Origin of the sequence: Brevundimonas goettingensis, from assembly GCF_017487405.1 — a bacterium.
Classification (GTDB): Bacteria; Pseudomonadota; Alphaproteobacteria; order Caulobacterales; family Caulobacteraceae; genus Brevundimonas; species Brevundimonas goettingensis.
In genome coordinates, this window is the sequence record NZ_CP062222.1 from 3,851,669 (window position 1) to 3,874,242 (window position 22,574).

The 22,574-nt window shown below is 67.6% G+C and carries 24 protein-coding genes and 1 tRNA gene; 14 read left to right on the top strand and 11 right to left on the bottom strand.

Going from position 1 to position 22,574, the window contains the following annotated elements; genetic code table 11:
• Positions 1–359 precede the first annotated feature (359 nt).
• Positions 360–1,349: a complex I NDUFA9 subunit family protein gene (locus IFJ75_RS18930; protein ID WP_207870349.1), complete on the bottom strand. Its 990-nt coding sequence runs from the start codon at positions 1,347–1,349 to the stop codon at positions 360–362.
• A gap of 212 nt (positions 1,350–1,561) precedes the next feature.
• Here IFJ75_RS18930 and IFJ75_RS18935 point away from each other — a divergent pair.
• The 5 genes from IFJ75_RS18935 to lptB all read left to right on the top strand — a co-directional run bounded on the left by IFJ75_RS18935 (position 1,562) and on the right by lptB (position 4,490).
• Positions 1,562–1,648 (top strand) — tRNA-Leu (locus tag IFJ75_RS18935).
• A gap of 208 nt (positions 1,649–1,856) precedes the next feature.
• The gene (locus IFJ75_RS18940; RefSeq protein ID WP_207870351.1) at positions 1,857–2,471 is read left to right on the top strand and encodes a ribonuclease D; all 615 of its coding nucleotides are present in this window, start codon (positions 1,857–1,859) and stop codon (positions 2,469–2,471) included.
• The gene (gene lptC, locus IFJ75_RS18945; protein WP_207870353.1) at positions 2,464–3,153 is read left to right on the top strand and encodes an LPS export ABC transporter periplasmic protein LptC; all 690 of its coding nucleotides are present in this window, start codon (positions 2,464–2,466) and stop codon (positions 3,151–3,153) included. Before IFJ75_RS18940 ends, lptC begins: the two co-directional genes overlap by 8 nt.
• Before the next feature lie 8 nt (positions 3,154–3,161).
• Entirely contained in the window at positions 3,162–3,656 is a 495-nt protein-coding gene (locus IFJ75_RS18950; protein ID WP_225896907.1) for an LptA/OstA family protein, read from the top strand.
• 33 nt (positions 3,657–3,689) lie between these two features.
• A complete protein-coding gene (gene lptB / locus IFJ75_RS18955) occupies positions 3,690–4,490 on the top strand; it encodes an LPS export ABC transporter ATP-binding protein (protein ID WP_207870357.1) in 801 nt (266 codons plus the stop codon).
• Between the two features lie 4 nt (positions 4,491–4,494).
• Here the strand turns inward: lptB and IFJ75_RS18960 are convergent, their stop codons facing one another.
• A complete protein-coding gene (locus tag IFJ75_RS18960) occupies positions 4,495–5,277 on the bottom strand; it encodes a DUF805 domain-containing protein (protein WP_207870359.1) in 783 nt (260 codons plus the stop codon).
• Between the two features lie 234 nt (positions 5,278–5,511).
• Between IFJ75_RS18960 and rpoN the strand changes: the two genes are divergently transcribed.
• The 4 genes from rpoN (at position 5,512) to IFJ75_RS18980 (ending at position 8,953) form a co-directional block, all read left to right on the top strand.
• Positions 5,512–7,032, top strand: a complete 1,521-nt coding sequence (gene rpoN / locus IFJ75_RS18965) for an RNA polymerase factor sigma-54 (protein ID WP_207870361.1) — start codon at positions 5,512–5,514, stop codon at positions 7,030–7,032.
• 74 nt (positions 7,033–7,106) lie between these two features.
• A complete protein-coding gene (gene hpf, locus IFJ75_RS18970; RefSeq protein WP_207870366.1) occupies positions 7,107–7,790 on the top strand; it encodes a ribosome hibernation-promoting factor, HPF/YfiA family in 684 nt (227 codons plus the stop codon).
• Between the two features lie 94 nt (positions 7,791–7,884).
• Entirely contained in the window at positions 7,885–8,352 is a 468-nt protein-coding gene (locus tag IFJ75_RS18975; RefSeq protein ID WP_207870368.1) for a PTS sugar transporter subunit IIA, read from the top strand.
• Positions 8,353–8,407: 55 nt separating this feature from the next.
• On the top strand, positions 8,408–8,953 hold the full coding sequence (locus tag IFJ75_RS18980; RefSeq protein ID WP_207870370.1) for a dihydrofolate reductase family protein: 546 nt from the start codon (positions 8,408–8,410) through the stop codon (positions 8,951–8,953).
• Positions 8,954–9,158: 205 nt separating this feature from the next.
• Here IFJ75_RS18980 and gcrA read toward each other — a convergent pair whose 3' ends face one another.
• On the bottom strand, positions 9,159–9,692 hold the full coding sequence (gene gcrA, locus IFJ75_RS18985; RefSeq protein ID WP_207870372.1) for a cell cycle sigma 70 cofactor GcrA: 534 nt from the start codon (positions 9,690–9,692) through the stop codon (positions 9,159–9,161).
• Between the two features lie 203 nt (positions 9,693–9,895).
• Here gcrA and IFJ75_RS18990 point away from each other — a divergent pair, with 203 nt between their 5' ends.
• Positions 9,896–10,717, top strand: a complete 822-nt coding sequence (locus IFJ75_RS18990) for an ABC transporter permease (RefSeq protein WP_207870374.1) — start codon at positions 9,896–9,898, stop codon at positions 10,715–10,717.
• 3 nt (positions 10,718–10,720) lie between these two features.
• On the opposite strand, the gene pdeM is transcribed toward IFJ75_RS18990, so the two are convergent.
• Complete coding sequence (gene pdeM, locus IFJ75_RS18995) at positions 10,721–11,434, bottom strand: ligase-associated DNA damage response endonuclease PdeM (RefSeq protein ID WP_207870376.1); 714 nt, start codon at positions 11,432–11,434, stop codon at positions 10,721–10,723.
• Positions 11,435–11,475: 41 nt separating this feature from the next.
• On the bottom strand, positions 11,476–14,016 hold the full coding sequence (locus IFJ75_RS19000) for a ligase-associated DNA damage response DEXH box helicase (protein WP_207870378.1): 2,541 nt from the start codon (positions 14,014–14,016) through the stop codon (positions 11,476–11,478).
• Positions 14,017–14,116: 100 nt separating this feature from the next.
• Here IFJ75_RS19000 and IFJ75_RS19005 point away from each other — a divergent pair, with 100 nt between their 5' ends.
• Positions 14,117–14,482: an endonuclease domain-containing protein gene (locus IFJ75_RS19005; RefSeq protein ID WP_207870380.1), complete on the top strand. Its 366-nt coding sequence runs from the start codon at positions 14,117–14,119 to the stop codon at positions 14,480–14,482.
• A 74-nt stretch (positions 14,483–14,556) separates the two neighbouring features.
• On the opposite strand, the gene IFJ75_RS19010 is transcribed toward IFJ75_RS19005, so the two are convergent.
• The 3 genes from IFJ75_RS19010 to IFJ75_RS19020 form a co-directional block, all read right to left on the bottom strand.
• A complete protein-coding gene (locus IFJ75_RS19010; protein WP_207870382.1) occupies positions 14,557–14,766 on the bottom strand; it encodes a hypothetical protein in 210 nt (69 codons plus the stop codon).
• Positions 14,766–15,107, bottom strand: a complete 342-nt coding sequence (locus IFJ75_RS19015) for a RidA family protein (protein WP_207870384.1) — start codon at positions 15,105–15,107, stop codon at positions 14,766–14,768. Before IFJ75_RS19015 ends, IFJ75_RS19010 begins: the two co-directional genes overlap by 1 nt.
• Positions 15,108–15,213: 106 nt before the next feature.
• On the bottom strand, positions 15,214–16,548 hold the full coding sequence (locus IFJ75_RS19020; protein ID WP_207870386.1) for an amidohydrolase: 1,335 nt from the start codon (positions 16,546–16,548) through the stop codon (positions 15,214–15,216).
• Between the two features lie 94 nt (positions 16,549–16,642).
• Here IFJ75_RS19020 and IFJ75_RS19025 point away from each other — a divergent pair, with 94 nt between their 5' ends.
• From IFJ75_RS19025 to IFJ75_RS19035, 3 genes are read left to right on the top strand one after another with little or no spacing between them, the layout of a single operon-like run.
• Positions 16,643–17,014, top strand: coding sequence for a hypothetical protein (locus tag IFJ75_RS19025; RefSeq protein WP_207870388.1), 372 nt, complete (start codon positions 16,643–16,645; stop codon positions 17,012–17,014).
• 2 nt (positions 17,015–17,016) lie between these two features.
• The gene (locus IFJ75_RS19030) at positions 17,017–18,318 is read left to right on the top strand and encodes an MFS transporter (protein ID WP_207870390.1); all 1,302 of its coding nucleotides are present in this window, start codon (positions 17,017–17,019) and stop codon (positions 18,316–18,318) included.
• A gap of 42 nt (positions 18,319–18,360) precedes the next feature.
• Positions 18,361–18,807 (top strand): SRPBCC domain-containing protein, encoded by a 447-nt coding sequence (locus tag IFJ75_RS19035; RefSeq protein ID WP_207870392.1) that lies wholly within the window; start codon positions 18,361–18,363, stop codon positions 18,805–18,807.
• Positions 18,808–18,979: 172 nt separating this feature from the next.
• On the opposite strand, the gene IFJ75_RS19040 is transcribed toward IFJ75_RS19035, so the two are convergent.
• Genes IFJ75_RS19040 through IFJ75_RS19050 form a run of 3 tightly spaced genes read right to left on the bottom strand, consistent with a single transcriptional unit; the run spans position 18,980 to position 22,553 of the window.
• Positions 18,980–19,948: a type II secretion system F family protein gene (locus tag IFJ75_RS19040; protein WP_207870394.1), complete on the bottom strand. Its 969-nt coding sequence runs from the start codon at positions 19,946–19,948 to the stop codon at positions 18,980–18,982.
• A gap of 12 nt (positions 19,949–19,960) precedes the next feature.
• Positions 19,961–20,941 carry a type II secretion system F family protein gene (locus tag IFJ75_RS19045; protein WP_207870396.1) on the bottom strand — a complete coding sequence of 327 codons (981 nt, stop codon included), beginning with the start codon at positions 20,939–20,941 and terminating at the stop codon, positions 19,961–19,963.
• A gap of 10 nt (positions 20,942–20,951) precedes the next feature.
• A complete protein-coding gene (locus tag IFJ75_RS19050; protein WP_225896908.1) occupies positions 20,952–22,553 on the bottom strand; it encodes a CpaF family protein in 1,602 nt (533 codons plus the stop codon).
• Positions 22,554–22,574: the final 21 nt, after the last annotated feature.

Here is a 22,574-nt window from a genome sequence, read left to right on the forward strand (position 1 = left end):
GAAAAATGCACCCGGCGTGCACTCGGGTGTAGCGGCGTGCGCCCGGGCGGTGGTCTGGATTCGCGATGTCAAAGACCGGCGGACGGCATTGTACGGCCGCGCGGAGGCGTGCGCAGTCGATGGGGGCGATGGTGCGCCAAGGCCTTGATCATGGGCGGGTTTTTCGGCGCGGGTATGCTGGGTCGGCGCATTTCACACCGCTCATCCCGGCGAATGCCGGGATCCAGATTTAGACGCCGTGCCTGCCGCGAAGTCCCGAAAGGCGCGAAGCTTCAACCGCCCGGCATGGATCTGGATCCCGGCATTCGCCGGGATGAGCGGCGAAGGGAGACGGGCTTCTCCCGGGAGGGAGAAGGGTCTTAAGCCGTGACGAGCGTCTCGGCCGCCGGGCTTTCGGCGAACTGGCCGCCCTTGCGGTATCGCCAGAGATAGGCCGGGGCGATGGCTTCCAGGCCGGTGGGCTCGATGCCGAGGGCGGCGAGGCCTTCGGCGCCGGGGGCGACGAGGTTGTCGCTCTCCAGCGAGACGACCTGATCCTTCGTCAGCAGCGGGGTGATCCCGAAGCCGGCGGTGATCTGGGCAAGCGAGCCGATGATCCGGGCGACGCCGAAGGGCAGGGGGACCAGGGCGCGCTCGCGCTTGGTCTCGCGCAGGATGTATTTGAGCACGTCGCCGAAGGTCCAGACGGCCGGGCCGCCCAGTTCGAAGGTGCGACCGGCGGCGTCGGCACGGGTCGTGGCGCGGGCGATGGCCTCGGCGACGTCGCCGACATAGACGGGTTGCAGCTTGGTCTCGCCGCCGCCGATCAGGGGCAGGGCGGGGGCCATGACGGCCAGGGACGCGAAGCGGTTCAGGAAGCCGTCGCCGGCGCCGAAGACGATCGAGGGGCGGATGATGACGGCGTCCGGCTTGGCGACGCGCACGGCCATCTCGCCGGCGGCCTTGGTGCGGGCGTAGTCGCTGTCGCTCTCCGGATTGGCGCCGATGGCCGAGACCTGGACCAGACGATCGATGCGGGCGGCCGCGCAGGCTTCGGCGACGTTGCGGGCGCCGTCGACGTGGAGGGCCTGGAAGGTGCGCTTGCCGCCCTCGTGCAGAATGCCGACCAGGTTGACCGCGGCGCTGGCGCCCTTGAGGGCCGTCGCCACATCGGCGGGCGAGGTGATGTCGCAGCGGACCGGCTGGATCTGGCCGACCTCGCCCAGCGGGCGCAGGTCATAGGAGATGTTGGGCGCGCGCACGGCGACCCGCACCCGCCAGCCGGCTTTCGCCAAGGCGCGTACAGCCTGGGCGCCGACGAAGCCGGAGCCTCCGAACACAGTGACCAGACCCGGGCTGAACGCGGACATGGGAAGCTCCAATCGAAATCTCAGAGTGGCGGGATAGACCAGGTCTCGCTGCATCGCAACGCACCGCACAATGGAGCCGGATAACGGGGCGGGCAGGGGGTTTGAACGCGATGCGCAAAACTTGTCGCAAAAGTATATTGACCCGCCCGTCCGGCTCCCGTAGAGGTCCGCGCCTTCCCGACGGAAACGCCTTCACCGGCCGACCGACAGGGGCCCAGGTGGCGGAATTGGTAGACGCGCTGGCTTCAGGTGCCAGTGATCGAAAGGTCGTGGAGGTTCGAGTCCTCTCCTGGGCACCAATTCTCGAAACGGCGTCGCATCGACAGATGCGGCGCCGTTTTCGTTTCGGGCGCCGCCATGGGTGGCTTGCTGTGAAAAAGTGCTGGTGAGCAAGGCGTGAGCCGGGCTGGATGCGTGCAAGCGATCCTGCTCACCTCTTGCTCACCGGCACTTTTCACTCGACCCGGCGCCCTCGCATCGACGGCGCTGCTGGGCTAGAGGCTGTGCATGACCGTTTATTTCCACGAAGGCGACCTGCCCGACGATCTCGACCTCGGCCCCTCGGTGGCCGTGGATTCGGAGACCATGGGGCTGCGCTATCACCGCGACCCCCTGTGCGTGGTCCAGCTGTCGGCCGGGGACGGCGACGCCCATGTCGTGCGCCTGCGTCGCCCCGCCTATGACTGTTCGAATCTGAAGGCCCTGATGGCCGACCGGGGCGTGCTCAAGATCTTCCATTTCGGCCGGTTCGACATCGCCATGATGCAGCTCTATCTCGGCGTTGAGACGGGGCCGGTCTATTGCACCAAGATCGCGTCGAAGCTGGCCCGCACCTATACCGACCGGCACGGGCTGAAGGATGTGACCCGCGAACTGGCGGGCGTGGACCTCAGCAAGGCGCAACAGTCGTCCGACTGGGGCGCGGATGTCCTGACCCAGGCCCAGCTCGACTATGCGGCCTCGGACGTCCTCTATCTGCACGCGGTCAAGGACAAGCTGGACATGATGCTGGCCCGCGAAGGCCGCACCGAACTGGCGAAGGCCTGTTTCGACTTCCTGCCGACCCGGTCGCGTCTGGACCTCGAGGGTTGGGAAGAGATGGACATCTTCGCCCATGCCTGAGTTCGGGCCTGAGGGCGTGGGCCAGGATCAGGAAGCGGTCGAGACGCGGCGCGCCGAGGACGAGGCGCGTCTGGCCCAGGCCGCGGCCAAATGGCGTGCGCGCTCGCGCCGGGTGCAGCTGTATCGCCGGCTGCTGCCGATCCTGATCGTGGTCCTGGCGGGCGGCGCCTTTACCTGGACGGTGTTCCGCACGGTGATCTCGGGCGTCGAGCGCAAGGCCGCCCAGAGCCGCGAGGTCCGGCTCGACAATCCCATGTTCCACGGCCAGGACGCCCAGGGCCGCTCCTTCCTGATCGGGGCGGCGGGCGCGGTGCGCGACCCGAACACCGGGCATTTCCGCCTGAACGGCCCGGTGCTGAGGCTGAATCTCGGCGGCCGCAAGGTGACCCAGATGACCGCCGACGCGGGCATCTATGACGAGGTCAAGCGCACCGTGACCATCGGTCCGAACGTCAGGATCACCGACGGCGGCTCGGGCTTCACCCTGACCACGCCCGAGGCGGTGGTGGACACGGCGACCGGGATCACGACCGGGAACAAGGGCATCGAGGGCCACGGCCCTCTTGGAACCATTTCCGCATCGTCCTATGCCATCTATGATCAGGGCGAGCGGGTGACCTTCAACGGCTCCGGCGACAACAAGATTCGCGGCGTGTTCAACACGACGCGTTCGGGTGGATGATGATGACGATGAACAGAACGGTTATCGCGGGTGTTTCGGCGGCGGTCGGGCTGGCCGTGGTCGGCGGCGCGGCTTTCGCCCAGACTTCGGCGAGGGCGCGCTCCAACGTCAGCGACCAGCCGATCATGGTCGGCGCCGACGGCGGCGAGCGCACCAACACGGGCTTCGCTCTGCGCGGTCGCGCCGAGGTGACCCAGGGCCAGAACCGGCTGCGCGCCGATTCCATCGTCGGGACCAATGCCGAGGGCCAGAACATCTCGACGGTCACGGCGACGGGCAATGTCTATTACGTCACCCCGAACGAGACGATCCGCGGCGACCGCGCCGTCTATACGGTCTCGAGCGCGACCATCGTGGTGACCGGCGACGTCATCCTGACCCAGGGCAAGAACGTCCTGACCGGCGGTCGGCTGAGCTATAATATCGACACGGGGCAGACGGACATGGCGGCGGGCGGGAACGGCCGCATTCAGGGCGTCTTCTATCCGCAAGGGTCGAACTGAGGCCGCGGGTCTCGATCGACTGAAAGGCCCGGTTTGGCGCGCAAGGAACTCTCCGCTCTCAACGTCAACGACCCCGCCGCCGGGGTCGCACCGACGCTCGCCCCCGAGCCGGGCCCCGCGCGCGGCCTGAGGGTCAACAACATCGCCCGGGCCTTCGGCGCGCGGCAGGTGGTGCGCGACGTCTCCCTGACGGTGCAGCGCGGCGAGGTCGCGGGCCTGCTGGGCCCCAACGGCGCCGGCAAGACCACCTGCTTCTATATGATCACCGGCCTGATCCCGGCCGACAGCGGCTCGATCTGGCTGGACGGCGAGGACATCACCAGACAGCCGATGTACCAGCGCGCCCGGATGGGCCTCGGCTATCTGGCGCAGGAAGCCTCGATCTTCCGCGGCATGACGGTCGAGCAGAACATCAAGGCCGTGGTCGAGCTGCGCGAGAGCGGCAAGGGGATCGAGGTCGAGACTACCCGGCTGCTGGAAGAGCTGCATATCGACCATCTGCGCCACGCCCCGGCCTCCAGCCTGTCGGGCGGTGAACGGCGCCGGGTCGAGATCGCGCGCTCGCTGGCGGGCCGGCCGTCCTTCATGCTGCTGGACGAACCCTTCGCCGGCATCGACCCCCTGGCCATCGCCGACATCCGTCAGGTGATCCGCTATCTGGCGGGCGAGGGCATCGGGGTCCTGATCACCGACCACAATGTCCGCGAGACCCTGGACATCATCGACCGCGCCTCGATCATGTCGGGCGGCGAGGTCCTGTTCGAAGGCACCGCCGATCAGGTGATCCACGATCCGGAAGTGCGCCGCGTCTATCTGGGCGACCTCTACGGCTGACCTTTCAGGCGCCGCGGCGGCCGAAGGGGCGTGACGGGGCGACGCCGGGGTCCCAGGCCGGATTGCTCCACGCCTGGAACTGGGGCTGCGGCTGGGCCGGGAAGGGCGCGGGCTCGTCTCGACGGACCGGTTCGGGCTGGATCGGGCCGGGGCCGAAATCGAAGATCGGCTTGTAGGGTTGGTCCGGGTCACCGCGCTTGGCCTCGGCGATCAGGGCGTCCCAGCGATCCGTATCCAGATCGGGGTTGGAGCCGCCGCCGTAGCGCTGGCTCGGGTCGCGCGGATCGGGACCGAACCTGTTCTCGCCGCGTGTGCCGGGCAACAGGGTCAGGATGAACATGACCAGCTGGCCGATATAGCCGAGCATGCCCAGCAGACCGGCCGCGCCCAGTCCCACCAGGGCTGTGCCGAGGAAGGCCTCGCGGCTGGCGCCCAGGCCGACCGAACCGATCGCCGTCGCGATCGTGCCGACCGCCATGACGCTGCTCAACAGCGAGGGCAGCATCAGGCACAGCCAGACCGCGCCGCGTCCGCTGTCATGCAGGCGGCGCACCAGCACCGCGTAATTCGGAAGAATGAGAGCCAGGAGGCTGACGACGATCAGGCCGAAGACGATCACGACGCCGGCTGTCGCCCGGCCCGCCCCGGACTGTCCCATGGAGCCGACGGCAAGGCCCATCAGCAGTGCGTACCAGAGACCCTGCAAGACGGCGAACAGCCAGTACTCGGTCCGGCTCGCCCGACCCTTGAAGTCGGCGTAGCGCAGCAGGGGGCGGAACATCAGCATGGCGGGGGAGACCTGTGACGGGGCGTTTCCACGTCACTCTGCCGCCGAACGATGAAATCCCGCGAAACGGACAGGGTAAACGGTCGGCGTGGGAAGGTCCCTCCGTCACGGCGCGAAGGCGCGCCGCGCCCCCCATTGCAAGCGATAGGGAGGAAAACGCGGCGTTAACCCCTTGGCCCCATTCTGGGCACAGCAAGTTCCGGGCCAGACGCCCGAGTTGGGAGACGAACGGCGGTGGTCGGTCAGAGGCTGGAGATCAGACAGGGGCAGGGGCTCGTCATCACGCCCCAGCTGCAGCAGGCGATCAAGCTGCTGCAACTGTCGAACCAGGAACTGGACGAATACGTCGAGACAGAGCTCGAGAAGAACCCGCTGCTCCAGCGCGACGAGACCGAGGCCGGTCCGGCGCGCGAGGCCGGCGACGAGATTCCCGCCCTCGCCTCCAGCGAAAGCAGCGAGCTGAGTTTTTCCGACACAGGGATTTCCGAACGCAATTCGACCGTCGACGCCGGCGACAGCGACGTCTACGGCGACGCCACCCCGGGCGAGCGCACCGTCGACCGCCTGTCCGACGAGGCGGCCCAGCCGGGGCTGTCGGACTGGTCCAGCGCGGGCAAGGGCGGCTCGGCCTTCTCCGACGGCGAGGGCGGCGAACGTCCGGACCAGCGCGAGGCGACCCTCTGGGAGCATCTGCAGGCCCAGGCGTCCTCCGCCGGTTTCGACGCCACCGACCACGCCATCGCCATCAGCCTGATCGATGCGGTCGACGAGGGCGGCTATCTGCGCGGCGAACTGGCCGAGATCGCCGACCGCCTGGGCTGCGGCCTGGAACGGGTCGAGGCGGTCCTGACCGTCTGCCACGGCTTCGAGCCGACCGGGATCATGGCCCGTTCGGTGCCCGAGTGCCTGAAGCTGCAACTGATCGAGCGCAACCGCTTCGATCCGGCCATGGAAGCCCTGCTCGACAATCTGGAGATGCTGGCGCGGCGCGACCTGCAGGGTCTGCGTCAGGCCTGCGGCGTCGATTCCGAAGACCTGTCGGAGATGATCTCGGAGCTGAAGGGGCTGACGCCGCGCCCCGGCGCCGGCTTCGGCGGCGAGACGGCCCAGACGGTGATCCCCGACGTCCATGTCCGCCCCGACCCGGCCGGCGGCTGGAAGGTGGAGCTGAACACCGACACCCTGCCCAAGCTGCTGGTCGACAAACGCTATCACGCCTCGGTTTCGGCCGGGGCGCGGACCGAGACGGAGAAGGCCTTCGTCGCCGACTGCGCGGCCCAGGCCAACTGGCTGGTCAAGTCGCTGGACCAGCGGGCCAAGACCATTCTGAAGGTCGCCTCCGAAATCGTGCGCCAGCAGGACGCCTTCCTCGCCTTCGGCGTCGAATTCCTGAGACCGCTCAATCTGAAGACCGTCGCCGACGCGATCAGCATGCATGAATCGACCGTCAGTCGCGTCACCTCGAACAAATATGTCTCGACCCCCCGCGGAGTGTTCGAGCTGAAATTCTTCTTCACCGCCTCCATCGCCTCGACCGGCGACGGCGCCGCCCATTCGGCCGAGGCCGTCCGGCACCGGATCAAATCCATGATCGATCACGAAACGGCCGAGGGTGACGTTTTGTCCGACGACCGCATCGTCGAGCTTCTGAACGAGGCGGGCATCGACATCGCCCGTCGTACGGTCGCCAAGTATCGGGAAGCCTTGAGGATTCCGTCCTCGGTCCAACGCCGCCGGATGCTGAAGTTCGCCTGACCGGCGTTCGAAGATTCGACCACAAAACAGTGATCCCGATTGACACCAAAATCAGTCGGGAGCGTTCTATCCGCATGCAAGTCCAAGTCAGCGGCAAGCAAGTGGATGTCGGCGAAGCGTTAGGCTCGCGCATCTCCCAGGAACTCGAAGAGGGAGTCGGTAAGTACTTCGAACGCGGCGGTCAGGACGCCGAGGTCGTTGTCTCCAAGGATGGCTATGGGTTCAAGGTGGACTGTTGGGTCCGCCTGGCCTCGGGCCAGTCGCTGGTGACGACCGGACTCGGCGGGGACGCACATTCGGCCTTTACCGACAGTCTCGACAAGCTTGAGAAGCGGGTCCGCCGCTACAAGCGCCGTCTCAAGGATCACCATATCGGGCCCAAGGGCCTGTCGCCCGAAAAGACCGAAATGGCCGCGGCCTCGGTCGCACGCTCGATCGTGCTGCGCAATCCGGACTCCGTCGAGGATGACGTCTTCGGCGATACGGGAACCTCGGACGAACCGCCGCCGGTCGGCATGGTCATCGCCGAGACCGAGGCCGAAATCCGCACCATCACGGTCGGACGCGCGGTGCTGGAGCTCGACATGACCGGCTATCCGGTCGTGCTATTCCGCAATGCGGCCCATGGCGGCCTGTCGGTGGTCTATCGCCGGCCGGACGGCAATGTGGGCTGGATCGATCCGGAGCGGACCTCTTCCACCCTGAACGGCGGCGCTTCCAGGCCGAAAACCAATGGGCACGCTTCCGTAAGCCCTTAGTGCTAGCTGTCAGTAGAAGGCTTTCCTTGATGCGGCGGAAGGGTTAAAGCCCGCCCGCCCCATCGGGGACGAGCGTATCGAGTCGGGGATAGTCATGGACATCGGTGAATTGCTGGCGGAGGACGGGATCGTCCTGCGCAGCGGTGCGTCGTCGAAACGGCAGGCTCTTCAGGTCGTCGCCGAAACCGCCGCCTCGGCCATGGGGCTGGATGCGGCCCGCGTCATGGACGCGCTTCTGGAACGTGAGGCCCTGGGCTCCACGGGCCTGGGTTCGGGCGTGGCGGTTCCGCACGCCCGGATCGAAGGCCTGGCCCGCGTGTTCGGCGTCTTCGTGCGCCTGGATACGCCCGTCGCCTATGGATCGGTCGACGACCGTCCGGTCGATCTGCTGTTCGCCCTGTTCGCCCCGCCGCGCGACGGTGCCGACCATCTGCGCGCCCTGGCCGCGGTCTCGCGCGCCGTGCGCTCGCCGGAACTGCGCGAAAGCCTGCGTCAGGCCCGCACGGTCGACGCCGCCCATGCCCTGTTCGTCACCGACAAGGTTCCGGCCACGGCCGCCTGAGGCTGCTTTCAGGCCGGGTCGGTGCTAGAACGCTGATCTCCACGGAGATCCGCCCATGGCCAAGCTCGTCTACGGATTGAACCAGTCGCTCGACGGCTATGTGAACCACGACGCCTTCGGGCCCGGGCCGACGCTGTTCCGGCATTTCATCGACCACATGGGCGCGGTGACGGCCAGCGTCTATGGCGGGCGGATGTATGAGATCATGCGCTACTGGGACGAGGACCAGCCCGGCTGGGACGCGCCGGAGCGTGAGTACGCCCAGGCCTGGCGGGCGACGCCGAAATATGTGGTGTCGCGAACGCTGAAAGAGGTGGGGCCCAATGCGACCCTGGTCGAGGGCGACCTGGCGACGGCGATGCGCGGGCTGAAGGAACGGCTGGAGGGCGAGATCGAGATCGCCGGGCCGGGTCTGGCGAACCAGCTGATGGCGCCGGATATGATCGACGAATACCGGATCTATCTGCACCCGGTCGTGGTGGGGCCGAAGCTCGGCGCCGAGGGGGTGTTGTTCTTCAGTGAGGCGCCGCCGCCTCTGGAGCTGGTGTCGAGCGAACTGGTCGGGGATGACGTGGTCCTGCTGACTTATGCGCCTGCCTGAGACGGCGTGACGAGAGGGCGATGGGGCTGCGTCAACCCGGATAACCGCAGCCCCGCCCAGAGCCCGCGCTGACTGGGGAGCCGTGCGGGGTGGATGTGTGTCCGCCGAAGTCTCGACGGAGCAACTCATAGAGACGCCAAACGCAACGACGCGGCCCTCGCGCTCAAGCAGCGAGCGACCGCGTCGCGAGCGTTAGCGCCCCTACTTAGATATATCTACGCAGCGAGCGGGTCAGTTCGCTGGTGCCGTTCTTCTTGACGGCGGGCTGGTAGGCGACGCGGGCGTGTTCGCCGCAATAGACGCCTTCCGAGGCGCGACGGCCGCAGAAGCTGAACTCACGCGACGACGGGTCGCCGATCGGCCATTTGCACATGTGTGCGCCGAGCGTCAGGACGGTGGCGGTGCCGGGCTGTTCGACGACGACGGGCAGCGGGGTCGGCGGGACCGGGGCGGTCGGGCGCGGCTGGACGGCCTCGATGCGACGCGGAGCCGAGGGCTGGCCGTAGTCCTGCTTGGGCGGGGTGGTCCGGGTCTTGGCTGGGCGGAAGGCGGTCGTGGTGGTGCGCGCCGGCTGCGACGGGGTCGCGCGGCCCGACAGGCCCAGACGGTGCACCTTGCCGATCACGGCGTTGCGGGTGACGCCGCCGCCCAGTTGTTTGGCGATCTGGCTGGCCGACTGGCCTTCGAGCCAGAGCTTCTTCAGCGCGCCAACGCGGTCTTCGGTCCAGCCTGCGGTCATGTCGCCCTCCGGGGGGATCAGGATTCAATATGTAGTGGCGAGACCGTCCTCCCGGACCCGCGACCTACCACCAATCGTAAACGAGCGGTTAACAGACGCAAGATGTGCGAATCAGTCCGTCCACAGAAACCAGATGTTGAATCGGTGTTATTTGGGGCGCTAAGCGGTTGCGAAGCGCCGCCGTCGGGCGCATTTCCCGGCCCATGACTGATCTCGCCTCCACTCGCCCGTCCGGACTGCCGACGCCCCGCCGTTACAACGGGGTCAACTGGGTGGGGGTGCAGACCCTGTACCTGCGCGAGGTGCGGCGGTTCTGGAAGGTCGGGACCCAGACGGTGGCGGCGCCGGTGGTGACCACGCTTCTCTACATGCTGGTTTTCGTGGTGGCCCTGAAGGGGTCGCGACCGCCGATCGACGGCACCCCCTTCGCCGAGTTCGTGGCGCCCGGCCTGATCATGATGGCCATCCTGAACAACGCCTTCGCCAATGCGTCCTCCAGCCTGATCCAGGCCAAGATCATGGGCACCTCGACCGACTTTCTGACCCCGCCGCTGAGCCCGCTGGAGCTGACGATCGGCTTTTCCATGGGCGCCGCGACGCGTGGCATCGCCGTTGGTCTGGTGACGGCCGTCTGCGTCCTGCCGTTCGCGAAACTGGGCGTCGCCAATCTTGCGATCATTCTCTATTTCGGCCTGATCGCCTCGCTCTTGATGGGGATGGTGGGGGTGCTGGCCGGGCTGTGGTCCGAGAAGTTCGACCAGCTGGCGGCGGTCCAGAATTTCGTCGTCATGCCCATGACCTTCCTGTCGGGCGCCTTCTATCTGGTGCAGAACCTGCCGGAGCCGTTCGCGACCGTCAGCCACTTCAACCCCTTCTTCTATCTGATCGACGGCTTCCGCGCGGGCTTCATCGGCCATGCCGAGGGCAGTCTGATGATCGGGGTGGTGATGAGCGCGGTCCTGACGGTCGTCATGGCCTTCGCCTGCTGGCTGGTGTTCCGCTCGGGCTGGCGCCTGAAGAGCTAGGCCCTAGACCAGACTCTTCCAGGCGATCGCATGCACCTCGTCCCGGCCCGGAACGGCGGCGAGCGGCGGCGTCGAAAACAGGCTGGCGATGGCCGGATCGCGCACGTTCAGCCCGCCGGTGAAGGCGCCGAAGGCCGGCAGGATGATGCGGCTGCCGTCGGTAATGAAGCAGGGCTTGCGCACGCCCCGGCCATAGGCGGCGACGCGGGCGGCGGGATGCAGGTGTCCCGCCACCTCGCCCGGCTGATCGCCCGGCATGGGCTCGTGCACCAGCCGCAGGGCGCCCAGCGACAAGGTCTCGATGACCGAGCCGGGCAGGCGGTCGAGGTCGGCGCCTAAAGCTTCCCGGTCGTGATTGCCCTCCAGCCACAGCCAGTCGCGGCCGAAGGCGATCCGCTCCAGGGTCTCGCGGTCGCTGTCGGCCATGCGCGGGATCGAGCGGCGGTCGTGGAAGCTGTCGCCCAGCAGGACGACGCGGCCGGGGTTCACCTCGGCGATCTCGGCCTCCAGCCGGGCGAGGGTCGCGGCCGAGTCATAGGGGGGCAGCATCTGGCCGCGCACGGCGAAGGCCGAGCCCTTCTCCAGATGCAGGTCGGCGACGATCAGGACGTCGTGTTCGACCACATGCATGGCGCCCGAACAGCGCAGCACGCAGCGCTCGCCGGCGATCCGCACCGCCAGCCCGCCGCATCCGCTCCGCCTCGGCGCCAGAACCATCCGCCACTCCTCCGATTTGGCCTCAACACGCACAGTCGCCGTCACGCCGCCCCCTGCAACTCAGGCGGGGCGTCGTCCATGACCTCGGCGATCAGGGCCTCGGCGGATTCCTTCAGGATCATGTCGGCTGCGTCGCCGCCCCCGACCCGCTCGCGGCCGATGACCACCAGAACCGGAACGGAGAAGGGCGAGGGACGCTCCAGCGCCTTGGTCCGGATGTGGCCGGAGATGCGGGTCAGCAGCTGACCCAGCCGCGCCACATCCAGCAGGCCCGCCGCCGCATCGGCTCGCGCGGTGCGCAGCAGCAGATGATCGGGCTGGTGGCGACGCAGGACGTCGTAGATCAGGTCGGTGGAGAAGGTCACCTGACGGCCCGTCTTCTCCTGCCCCGGCTGACGCCTTTCGATCAGGCCGGAAATGAGGGCGCAGTTGCGGAAGGTGCGCTTCATCATGAAGCTCTCCTCCAGCCAGCTCTCCAGATCGTCGCCCAACATGTCGGGCTGGAACAGGTCGTCGTAGTCGAGATCGCCGCCGTCGGCGGTCGAAGTCATGGGCTTGATCGACCAGATGGCGATCGAATAGTCCGTACAGACAAAGCCCAGAGGCCCGACGCCCGCCCGGTCCAGCCGCCGTGTCAGCAGCATGGCCAGGGTGTTGTGGGCGAGGCCGCCCTCGAACGGATAGGCGACCATGAAGTGGCGGCTGCCGCGCTGGAAGGTCTCGATCAGCATCTGGTCCGCCGTCGGAATGGCCGACTTCGCCTCCTGCAGCTCGAGCCATTCCTGAACGTCGTTGGGCAGGACACGCCAGTGGTCGCGGTTCTGGACCAGGCTGCGAACCCGATCGGCCAGAGAGGTCGACATGGGGAATTTCGATCCGCCCCAGGACGGGATCTTGGGGTCCTTGTCCTGGGCATGGGTAACAAGGGCGTCGGTGCCCGAGATGCCCTGGAAGGCCCAGATCTGGCCGGCGAACAGAAAGGTGTCGCCGGGCGTCAGCTGTTCGAAATACCACTCCTCGGCCTCGCCGACCTTGCGGCCGCCGACCAGCTGTTTGGTCGCCCCGGCGCCCCGGCGCGAGGCGACGCGAACGTTCAGCGTCCCGGCCGCGACGATGGCGCCGACGTTCATGCGGTGGCGCTGGGCGGTGTCGGCGTTGCGAACCTTCCAGCGGCCCTCGCGGTCCTTCACGATCCGGGCGAACCGGTCGTAGGAGCGCAGGGCGTAGCCGCCGGTGGCGACGAAATCGACGACCTCCTCGAACTGCTCATAGGGCAGGTCGGCATAGGGGCCGCAGGTCGTGATCTCGGCGTGCAGGTCGTCCAGCCGGAAGGGCTCGGAACAGGCCAGACCCATGATGTGCTGGGCCAGGGTGTCGAGGGTGCCGATGTGGTGCGGCTCCCAGTCGAAGGCGTTCTCGGCGACGGCCTCGCGCGCGGCCTGACACTCCAGCATCTCGAAGCGGCTGGCGGGGACCATCAGGGCGCGGGACGGTTCGTCCAGCCGGTGGTTGGCGCGGCCGATGCGCTGGACGAGGCGGCTGGCCCCCTTGGGCGCGGCCAGCTGGATGACCAGATCGACATCGCCCCAGTCGATGCCGAGGTCGAGCGTCGAGGTGCAGACCACGGCGCGCAGATCGCCCCGCGCCATCGCCGCCTCGACCTTGCGGCGCTGCTCGGCCGCCAGAGAGCCGTGGTGCAGGCCGATGGGCAGGTTGTCGTCATTGATCTCCCACAGCTGCTGGAAGACGAACTCCGACTGCCAGCGGGTGTTGACGAAGATCAGGGTCATGCCCGAGCGCTTGATGGCCTCATAGACCTCGGGAATGGCGTGCTGGCCGGTGTGGCCCGCCCAAGGGACATGGCCCTCGGACACCAGCACATCGACGACCGGCGGGGCGCCGGGGTCGCCCTTCACCAAGGTCACATCCTGCAGGTCGCCTTCGGGGACGTGAGGCCGTAGCCAATCCCTGATCAGATCGGGATCGTCGATGGTCGCCGACAGGGCCACCCGCCGCATCGCCGGGGCGAATTGCTGGAGCCGTGCGATCCCCAGCGCCAGCAGGTCGCCGCGCTTGCCGCTCCAGATGGCGTGGACCTCATCCAGCACGATGCATTTGAGGTCGGCGAAGTATGCGCGCGCGCCATCCCAGGCGCAGAACAGCGCCAGCTGTTCGGGGGTGGTCAGGAGGATGTCGGGCGGGAAGTCGCGCTGGCGCTGCTTCTTCGACTGTTTGGTGTCGCCGGTGCGGCTCTCGACATGGATGTTCAGCCCGATCTCGCGGATGGGCGTCATCAGGTTGCGCTCGACGTCGGTGGTCAGGGCCTTGAGCGGCGAGATGTAGAGGGTGTGGATGCCCGAGCCGGGGCCTATGGCCGGTCGCGGGCCGCGCCCGGCCAGTTCGATCAGGCTGGGCAGAAAGCCCGCCAGGGTCTTGCCGCCGCCGGTGGGAGCGACGAGCAGCGCATGCTGTCCGGCGACGCCCGCCGCGATCATCTCGGCCTGGTGCCGACGCAGGCTCCAGCCACGCTTCGCGAACCAGTCGGCGAACAGGGGCGGCAATGTCGCGGCGGTCAGCGTCACCCGGGACCTATAGCATGTTCCCGTTCCGTTTCACTTGGAATATCCTCACCACGCGTAGCGTGGGGAGGGGGACCGCCCGCAGGGCGGTGGAGGGGGTTCTTTGCCGAAGCCAGACGCCGTCACCTATCATCGCGCGGGCGATCTCCGCCGCAGTCTGACGCCGCCCGAGGCGCGGCTTTGGATTTGCCTGAAGAACGGCGGGCTGGCCGGGCTGAAGTTTCGCCGCCAGCGGCCGGAGGGGCCGTACATTCTCGACTTCTACTGCGTGGCCGCGAAGCTCGCCGTCGAGGTCGATGGCGCAGTGCACGATCAGCCTGACCAGATCGAACACGACCGGCGGCGGACAGCATGGCTGGCAAGGCAGGGAATAGAAGTCATCCGGTTCCAGGCCTTGTCGATCCGGGACAATCTGGATGGGGTTCTGGTCGCGATCCGGGAGGCGGCGGAGGCGCGTCTTCGACGGTAAGGAAGCAAGAACCCCCTCCACCACCCGCCAAGAGGCGGGCGGTCCCCCTCCCCAAGCTGCGCTTGGTGAGGATATCAGTTCGGCTTGTCGGGGGCCTCGGCCTCGAGCCAGGCGATGCGGCGGTCCATGTCGGCGACGACTTCTTGGAGGCGGGCCTTTTCGGAAGCCATGTCGACGGGCGTGCCGTCTTCGTAGCTGATCTGGGCCCCCTTCTCGATCAGGTCGAGGCGGAAGAGGGCGGTGACGCGCTGGGCCTTGAAGCGTTCGAGTTCGCTGTCACTCATCACTTCGCCGCCGTCGCCACGATCTCGACGAGGTAGTCCGGCGAGGCCAGTTTCGCTTCCGAGGTGGCGCGGGCGGGCGGGTTGGCTGTATCGACCCAGGCGTCCCAGACGCTGTTCATGGCGGCGAAGTCGGCGATGTCGGCCAGCCAGATGGTCGCCATCAGGATCTTCGACTTGTCCGATCCGGCGAGGCCCAGCAGACGTTCGATCTCGGACAGGCAGGTCTTCGTCTGGGCGACGACGTCCTCGCCGGGCTCGCCGACCTGACCGGCGAGATAGATGGTGTCGCCGTGGATCACGGCCTCGCTCATGCGGGCGCCGGGTTCGAGACGGGTGATCATGGCGGGGGCTCCTGAAGTTCGGGGGTGGCTTACCCGAGCGTCTGGAGCGCGGAAAGAGCCCCTCCACCCCTTCGGGGTCCCCCTCCCCATTTCATGGGGAGGAAACTCACGGCCGTTGCAGGAACCGGATCGCGGTCATGACGTGGGCGCGGACGCCGACGGGGAGGACGCTCTCGTCGACGTCGAAGCCGGGCGAGTGGTTGGGGGCGGCGGTGGCCGGGTCCTCGCCGACCTTTGTGCCGCCGAGGTGGTAGAAGACGCCCGGGATCTGGCCCTGGAAGTAGGAGAAGTCCTCGGCGACCGTGGTCGGAGGGCTGGCCGGATTGACGTTGCCCGCGCCCGCCGCCTCTTCCAGCACCGGGGCCAGCCAGGTCGACAGGGCCGGGTCGTTGTAGGTCAGGGCCGCGTTCTGGCGGATCGAGAAGTCGGCGGTCGCGCCATAGATGCTCGCGACATGGTCGATGGCCGCCTCGGCGCGCTTCACCAGATCGTCGCGTGAGGCGATGTCGAAGGTGCGCAGGGTGCCGGACAGAACCGACTGGTCCGGAATGATGTTGTAGCGGACCCCGGCGTTGATCGTGGAAATGGTGAAGACCGTCGGATGGATGGTCGGGTCGATGGTCCGGGCGGTCAGGGTGTTGATGGTCTCGATCACCTGACTGGTCGCGGCGATGACGTCAACGCCGCGCCAGGGCCAGGCGCCGTGGGTCTGTTTGCCGTGCAGGACAATGTCGATGCGGTCGGACGCGGCCATGAAGCCCTGGGGCCGGTAGAAGAGCGTCCCGGTCTTTCCGGGCACGACGTGGATGCCGAAGATGGCCTCGACCTTCGGATCGTTCAGCGCGCCTTCCTTGATCATCAGGGCGGCGCCGCCCAGCGGTTCTCCGGGAGGGGCGCCTTCCTCGGCGGGCTGGAAGATGAAGACGACGGTCCCGGGAATGCGGTCCTTCATCTTCGACAGGACCTCGGCGGCGCCCAGCAGCATGGCCATGTGGGCGTCGTGGCCGCAGGCGTGGGCGACGGGCACGGTCTGGCCCATATAGGTTCCGGTGGCGGTCGAGGCGAAGGGCTCGCCGGTCGCTTCCTGCACCGGCAGGGCGTCCATGTCCGAGCGCAGGGCGACGACGTGATCGCCCGGCAGGCCGCCGTGCAGGATCGCCACCACCCCGGTCTTGCCGATCCCGGTGCGGACCTCCAGCCCCATGGCCCGCAGGTGTTCGGCGATATAGGCGGCCGTGTTGACCTCGGCGAAGCCCAGCTCGGGGTTCTGGTGCAGGTGACGGCGCCATTCGACGACGCTGGGGTTGATCTGGGCCACGGCGGCCGCGACGTCGGCGGCGAGGGTGTCGGACGGGGCGCTTTGGGCCTGTGCTGCTCCTGCTCCGATCGCCAATGCCGAGGTCATGACGAAGGCGGTCAGGTGCGATTTCAGGCGGGTCATGCGCTTCTCCGGGAGGGACATCCGATCATGAAGCTTCAGCGACGCGATGCGCAAGGCGCTTGCGTCCGTCTCGCGAGTCAGCGATCTCCGGAGCATGGCTGACAAACCCATCCAGGTCGCGAAAACCCAGTGGAAGGACGTCGTCCTCGTCTGCAAGAAATGCTCGAAGAAGCTGGACGGCGGCTTCGGGCCCGACGGCGACGTGTCGCTGAAGAAGGCGCTGAAGCGCTATCTGAAGCCGCCCAAGAGCGCGAAGGCGGACAAGGGGCGCAAGGCCGAGCTGACCGTCAAACACACCGATTGTTTCGACGTCTGCCCCAGGAATGCGGTGATCGCCGTCAACGCCGCCAACCCCAAGGCCCTGCTGATCGTTCCCGCCGGCGCCGACCTGCTGGAGGTCAAGGCGCGGCTGGGGTTGCATGACGGGCGGCGCACACGGCCCAGCCTGACCCTGATCGGCGACTGACCATGTCCATGCCGCCCCGGTCCCCGGCCTTCATCATGCTCTGCGCGGTCAGCCTGATCGCTTCGGCCGGGAACATGGCGCTGCAGGCGGTGCTGCCGGCGATCGGGCGCCAGTTCCATCTGGCCGATACCCTGGTGGTCGGGGTCTTCGCCATTTCGGCCCTGATGTGGACCCTGACCTCGCCGGTCTGGGCGCGGCTGTCGGACCGGCTGGGCAGGAAGCGCGTCATCCTGATCGGCATGGCCGGGTTCAGCGCCTCCATGGCCGGGTTCGGCCTCGCCGCCACCTCGGGGCTGGAGCACTGGCTGGGGCCGGTCGCGGCCTTCGTCCTGATGGCGGTGGCGCGGACCATCTACGGCGTCTTCGGCTCGGCCGCGCCGATCGCCTCCCAGGCCTATGTCGCCGATCGCACGGCGCCGGACGAGCGGACCCAGGCCATGTCCCTTCTGGCTTCGGCCCAGGGGCTGGGCACGGTGATCGGGCCGACCCTGGCGCCGCTGCTGATCCTGCCGGTCGTGGGGCTGGCCGGACCGATGTACGTCTTCGCCGCGGTGGCGGCGGGCGCCTTCGTCTGGGTGGCGCGGAAGCTGCCGAGCGGGGGCGTGACGCGCGTGCCCTCGCCGACGGGATTGCCGGATCATGACGGACGGGGCCTGTGGAAGGACGGGCGGGTGCGGGACTTCCTGATCTATGGTCTGCTGGTCACGGGGGCGCAGGCGATCAACATCTCGGTGCTGGGCTTTCATGTCATCGACGAGATGGCGAAGACGGGGCTGTCGACGCTTCAGGCCCAGCCCTTCATCGCCACGGCCATGTTTGCCGGCGCCGCCGCGACCCTGATGGTGCAGTGGGGGCTGATCCCCCTGCTCAAGCTGGAGCCGCGCGCCCTGATGCGCTGGGGCGCGGGGATGGCGCTGGCGGGCAATTTGCTGAGCATTTTCGCGCCGGGTTTCTACGGCGTGGTCGTCGGCTATGCGGTGGTGTCGATGGGCGTAGGCTTTGCCCGCCCGGGATTCACGGCGGGCGCCTCGCTGGCGGTGGGCCCGGCCGAGCAGGGGGCGGTAGCGGGGCTGATGATGTCCATCGCCGGCATCAGCTATCTGGTCCCGCCGGTGGTCGGGGTGGCGCTGTATCAGGTGGCGACCTTCGGACCGTTCGCGGCCAATGCGGTGCTTCTGGCGCTCGCCTTCCTGATCTGTCTGAGCAGCGCGGCGCTGAGGGCGGCGGCCGTCTCGACCAGTGTTGGGGCCGAGGTCGCGTCCGAGCCCCCGGCCTCCCAGCCGGGACCGGAAGGCAATCGGTAGAGGCGTCTTCCCTCGGTCGGGCCGTCGTGCCACAGACCGGAAATGGACAGTTCGACACGCATCGAAAACCGCATCGGGGTGCAGGCCACCTCGGACACCATCTGGAGCCTGGTCGGCGATCTGGCGACCTGGAGCCAGTGGAACCCGATCGAGACGGGGGCCGAGGGCCGCATCGGCTATGGCGGCTCCATCACCCTGACCGAAGCCATTCCGGGCATGCCCGAGCGGCAGGTGGTGGGGAAGGTCGGCGACTGGCGGCCCTACGCCCAGCTGATCTGGCACGAGCGGCGCGGCTGGCAGTTCAACGCCATGCGCTATTTCGAGATCGAGGAACTGGTCCCCGGCAACTGCATCGTCGCCAACGGCGTCTGGTTCGGCGGCTTCCGCGGCGAGTTTTTCCACGACAAGCACCGCAAGGCGATCAAGGACGCCTACATCCAGATCGGCGAGGCCCTGAAGGCGGCGGCTGAGGCGATCGAGGCGGGCTGAGTTTTCACCGCTCATCCCTCCTTACACCGCTCATCCCGACGAAAGCCGGGATCCAGATCCAGACAGTGCGTGTGCCGCAGGGATACCGACGGCGCGAAACCTCAAACATCGCATGTGAATCTGGATCCCGGCCTTCGCCGGGATGAGCGGTGAATGAGTTGAGTAGAGCCGCTTAGTGGCTCTTCGCCATCGTGTCCTGGATGTTGATGATCGCCGGACCCAGGATCACGACGAACAGCACCGGCAGGAAGAAGACGATCATCGGCACGGTCAGCTTGGCCGGCAGGGCGGCGGCCTTCTTCTCGGCGGCGGACATGCGCAGGTCGCGATTTTCCTTGGCCATGGTGCGGAGCGCGGCGCCCAGCGGCGTGCCGTATTGCTCGGCCTGGACCATGGAGGTGGTGACCGCCTTGACCCCGGCGTGGTTGGTCCGTTTGGCCAGACCCTCATAGGCCTGACGCCGCTCGGGCAGGTAGGAGAGCTCGGCCGAGAGCAGCGACAGCTCCTCGGCCAGTTCGATGGAGGAGCCGCCGATCTCCTGCGACACCTTCTGGATCGCGCCCTCGATCGACATGCCGGATTCCACGCAGATCAGCAGCAGGTCGAGCGCGTCGGGGAACGCCTGCATGATCGACTGCTGACGCTTGGTGATCATGTTGGAGAGATAGATGTTCGGCGCATAGAAGCCGACCACCGCCGCCGCCATCGTCGCCGTGACCCGCGCCATCAGGGGCAGGCCGAAGTCGTTGAAGATGAACAGGTAGAAGCCGACGAAGGCGAAGAAGATGAAGGGCGAGGCGAAGCGGAAGAAGTAGAAGCGGTTGAGCGGCTTGGGACCCCGGTAGCCGGCCTGGGCCAGCTTTTCGATGACCTTGGGGTCTTCCAGCATCTTGGCCAGATTCAACTTCTCGACCACGTCCTTGTGGAAGCCGGCGTCGGTGTGGCGCAGGCCGCTGTCCTTGGCCAGGGCCTGACGCGAGCGGCGCTTCAGCTCGTCGCGGCGCACGGCGACGGCGTTCATCCGGTTCTCGAGCTTGGCCCCGCCGCCGAAGGAGGACAGCAGGGTGAACAGTGTGGCGAAGGCCAGCACCCCCACGAGGATGGAGAGCAGGTTCTGGGGATTGGTGAGGAAGGCGACCATGATCTTTCCCGCCTAGAACTTGAACGCGATCATCTTCTTCATCACGAAGACGCCGGCGGACATCCAGAGGCCCGCGCCCAGCAGCATCACCTGACCGCGTGGGTCGGTGAACAGCAGCATGATGTAGGCGGGGGTGGTGATGAAGACGAGGCCCATGACCACGGGGGGCAGGGAGCCGATGATGCCGGCGGAGGCCATGGCTTCGGACGACAGGGCCTTGATCTTCTCGGCCATCATCCGACGGGCGCGCAGCACGGTGGTCAGGTTGGACAGGGCCTCGGCCAGGTTGCCGCCGGTCTTCTGCTGGATGGCGATGACGATGGAGAAGAAGCGCAACTCGGAGGTCGGCATCCGCTCGTACATCTTGTCCAGGGCCTGGGGCAGGGTCAGGCCGACGCCCATGCCCTCGACCAAGGTCTGGAACTCCGGTCCCAGCGGGGCCGGGCTCTCTCGGGCGATGATCTTGAAGCACTCGTGGACCGGCAGGCCCGACTTGATGCCACGCACGATGACGTCGACGGCGTTGGCGAACTCGCCCGAGAATTTCTTCATCCGGCCCTTGCCGATGAAGCCCACGACCCAGCGCGGCAGGCCCGCGCCTAAGATGACGGCGGCGCCCAGGGCGATGAAGATATTGGCGCCGAGCAGGAGCGGCAGCAGCAGGCCGAAGACGCCCAGCACCGCGCTGATGATCCAGAAGGTCCTGATGTTCAGGGTCAGGCCGGCGTGCTTCAGCTTGGCCGCCATGGTCATGCGGGCCTTGCGTTCCTTGCGGTCGGCCTCTTTCAGCTGATCAACGATCTGCTTGCGGCGCGCCTCGGGCGTGTTGCTCGCGGCGGCGGCGGCCAGCTTCTTGGCGTTGGCCGGGTTGCGCTGGCTGAGACCCTGGGCGCGCTTGAGAGCGGCGGTCGAGGAATCGTCGCCGCCGACAAGCGCCCAGCCGAGACCGCCTATGGTCACGAAGGCGAGGATGGCGGCGAGAATGGGCAGCATGGCGTGAACTCTACTCCGCCGCGTCGAGGGCTTCGGCCAGCTCGCGTTCCAGGCCGTAATAACGGGCGCGGTCCCAGAAGCGCGGGCGGGCGATGCCGGTGGAGCGGTGACGGCCGACGACCTTGCCGTGCTCGTCCTCGCCGGTGATTTCGTAGACGAAGAGGTCCTGGGTGACGATGACGTCGCCTTCCAGACCGACCACCTCGGTGATGTGCGTGATGCGGCGCGAGCCGTCGCGCAGGCGGGCCGCCTGGACGATGACGTCGACCGAGCCGGTGATCATCTCGCGGATGGTCTTGGACGGCAGGCCATAGCCGCCCATGGTGATCATCGACTCCATCCGGGCGAGGGCCTCGCGCGGGGAGTTGGCGTGCAGCGTGCCCATCGAGCCGTCGTGGCCGGTGTTCATGGCCTGCAGCAGGTCGAAGGCCTCGGGGCCGCGGACCTCGCCGACGATGATGCGTTCGGGGCGCATCCGCAGACAGTTCTTGATCAGGTCGCGCATGTGGATGGCGCCCTGGCCCTCCAGGTTCGGCGGCCGGGTTTCCAGACGGACCACATGCGGCTGCTGCAGCTGCAGCTCGGCGGCGTCCTCGCAGGTGATGACGCGTTCGGTCGGGTCGATGAAGGCGGTCAGGGTATTGAGCAGGGTCGTCTTGCCCGAACCCGTACCGCCGGAGATGACGACGTTACAGCGGCAGGCTCCGATGACGCCGAGGACGCGGGCCCCTTCCGGGCTGATGGAGGCGTACTCCACCAGGTTCTTCATCGTCAGCTTGTCTTTTTTGAACTTACGGATCGTCAGCGTCGCGCCGTCGATGGCCAGAGGCGGGGCGATGACGTTGACGCGCGAACCGTCGGGCAGGCGGGCGTCGCAGATCGGGGAGCTTTCGTCGACGCGGCGGCCGACCTGGGACACGATCCGCTGACAGATGTTCATCAGCTGGGTGTTGTCGCGGAAGCGGACGTTGGTCAGCTGGACCTTGCCGTTGACCTCGATGAAGACCCGGCCGGCGCCGTTGACCATGATGTCGGCGATGTCGTCGCGCATCAAAAGCGGTTCGAGCGGACCGTAGCCGAGGACGTCGTTGACGATGTCCTGGACCAGATGCTCCTGCTCGGCGACCGACATGGAGACGTTCTTGATCGCCACCAGCTCGGCGACGATGTCGCGGATCTCTTCCGACGCCGCCTTGGTGTCCAGCTGGGCCAGCTGGGACAGGTCGATGGTGTTCATCAAGGCGTTGAAGATGGTGGTCTTCGTCGCGTGGTAATAGTCGCTCTGCTCGCGCACGATCTCGGCGACGGGCTGGGCCTTCTTGAGCTGTTCGAAGCCGGCGGTGGCGCGCGGGCCGGGGCCGCCCGAGGTCTTGGGCGCGGGCGGGGCGGCGGGCTTGGGCCGCGCCGCCAGGGCGTCGAGACGGTCGGGACCGGAGGGTGCAGGCGCGGCCGCCTGGGCGAAGCCGGCGGCGGCCCCTCCTGAGGAGACTTGGGCGGCCTCCTCGGCGCTGAAGGCGAAGGCCTGGGTCTGGACGCCCTGTTGCGGCTGGCCGGGCTGGCCCCCGAACTGGCCGCCGAACGCGGGCGCGGCCTCCATGGCGGGTTGAGCCATGGGCTGAACCGGAGCCGAGGG

Bases quoted from the DNA above. Each gene is read 5' to 3' on its own strand.
- IFJ75_RS19035 (WP_207870392.1), top strand. From the start codon at position 18,361: ATGGACAGTTCGACACGCATCGAAAACCGCATCGGGGTGCAGGCCACC.
- lptC (WP_207870353.1), top strand. From the start codon at position 2,464: ATGCCTGAGTTCGGGCCTGAGGGCGTGGGCCAGGATCAGGAAGCGGTC.
- IFJ75_RS19030 (WP_207870390.1), top strand. From the start codon at position 17,017: ATGTCCATGCCGCCCCGGTCCCCGGCCTTCATCATGCTCTGCGCGGTC.
- IFJ75_RS19020 (WP_207870386.1), bottom strand. From the start codon at position 16,548: ATGACCCGCCTGAAATCGCACCTGACCGCCTTCGTCATGACCTCGGCA.
- IFJ75_RS18990 (WP_207870374.1), top strand. From the start codon at position 9,896: ATGACTGATCTCGCCTCCACTCGCCCGTCCGGACTGCCGACGCCCCGC.
- IFJ75_RS19040 (WP_207870394.1), bottom strand. From the start codon at position 19,948: ATGGTCGCCTTCCTCACCAATCCCCAGAACCTGCTCTCCATCCTCGTG.
- IFJ75_RS18930 (WP_207870349.1), bottom strand. From the start codon at position 1,349: ATGTCCGCGTTCAGCCCGGGTCTGGTCACTGTGTTCGGAGGCTCCGGC.
- IFJ75_RS19050 (WP_225896908.1), bottom strand. From the start codon at position 22,553: ATGGCTCAACCCGCCATGGAGGCCGCGCCCGCGTTCGGCGGCCAGTTC.
- IFJ75_RS19015 (WP_207870384.1), bottom strand. From the start codon at position 15,107: ATGATCACCCGTCTCGAACCCGGCGCCCGCATGAGCGAGGCCGTGATC.
- pdeM (WP_207870376.1), bottom strand. From the start codon at position 11,434: ATGGTTCTGGCGCCGAGGCGGAGCGGATGCGGCGGGCTGGCGGTGCGG.
- IFJ75_RS19025 (WP_207870388.1), top strand. From the start codon at position 16,643: ATGGCTGACAAACCCATCCAGGTCGCGAAAACCCAGTGGAAGGACGTC.
- gcrA (WP_207870372.1), bottom strand. From the start codon at position 9,692: ATGACCGCAGGCTGGACCGAAGACCGCGTTGGCGCGCTGAAGAAGCTC.
- IFJ75_RS18950 (WP_225896907.1), top strand. From the start codon at position 3,162: ATGAACAGAACGGTTATCGCGGGTGTTTCGGCGGCGGTCGGGCTGGCC.
- IFJ75_RS19045 (WP_207870396.1), bottom strand. From the start codon at position 20,941: ATGCTGCCCATTCTCGCCGCCATCCTCGCCTTCGTGACCATAGGCGGT.
- IFJ75_RS18980 (WP_207870370.1), top strand. From the start codon at position 8,408: ATGGCCAAGCTCGTCTACGGATTGAACCAGTCGCTCGACGGCTATGTG.
- IFJ75_RS18940 (WP_207870351.1), top strand. From the start codon at position 1,857: ATGACCGTTTATTTCCACGAAGGCGACCTGCCCGACGATCTCGACCTC.
- IFJ75_RS19010 (WP_207870382.1), bottom strand. From the start codon at position 14,766: ATGAGTGACAGCGAACTCGAACGCTTCAAGGCCCAGCGCGTCACCGCC.
- IFJ75_RS18975 (WP_207870368.1), top strand. From the start codon at position 7,885: ATGGACATCGGTGAATTGCTGGCGGAGGACGGGATCGTCCTGCGCAGC.
- hpf (WP_207870366.1), top strand. From the start codon at position 7,107: ATGCAAGTCCAAGTCAGCGGCAAGCAAGTGGATGTCGGCGAAGCGTTA.
- IFJ75_RS18960 (WP_207870359.1), bottom strand. From the start codon at position 5,277: ATGCTGATGTTCCGCCCCCTGCTGCGCTACGCCGACTTCAAGGGTCGG.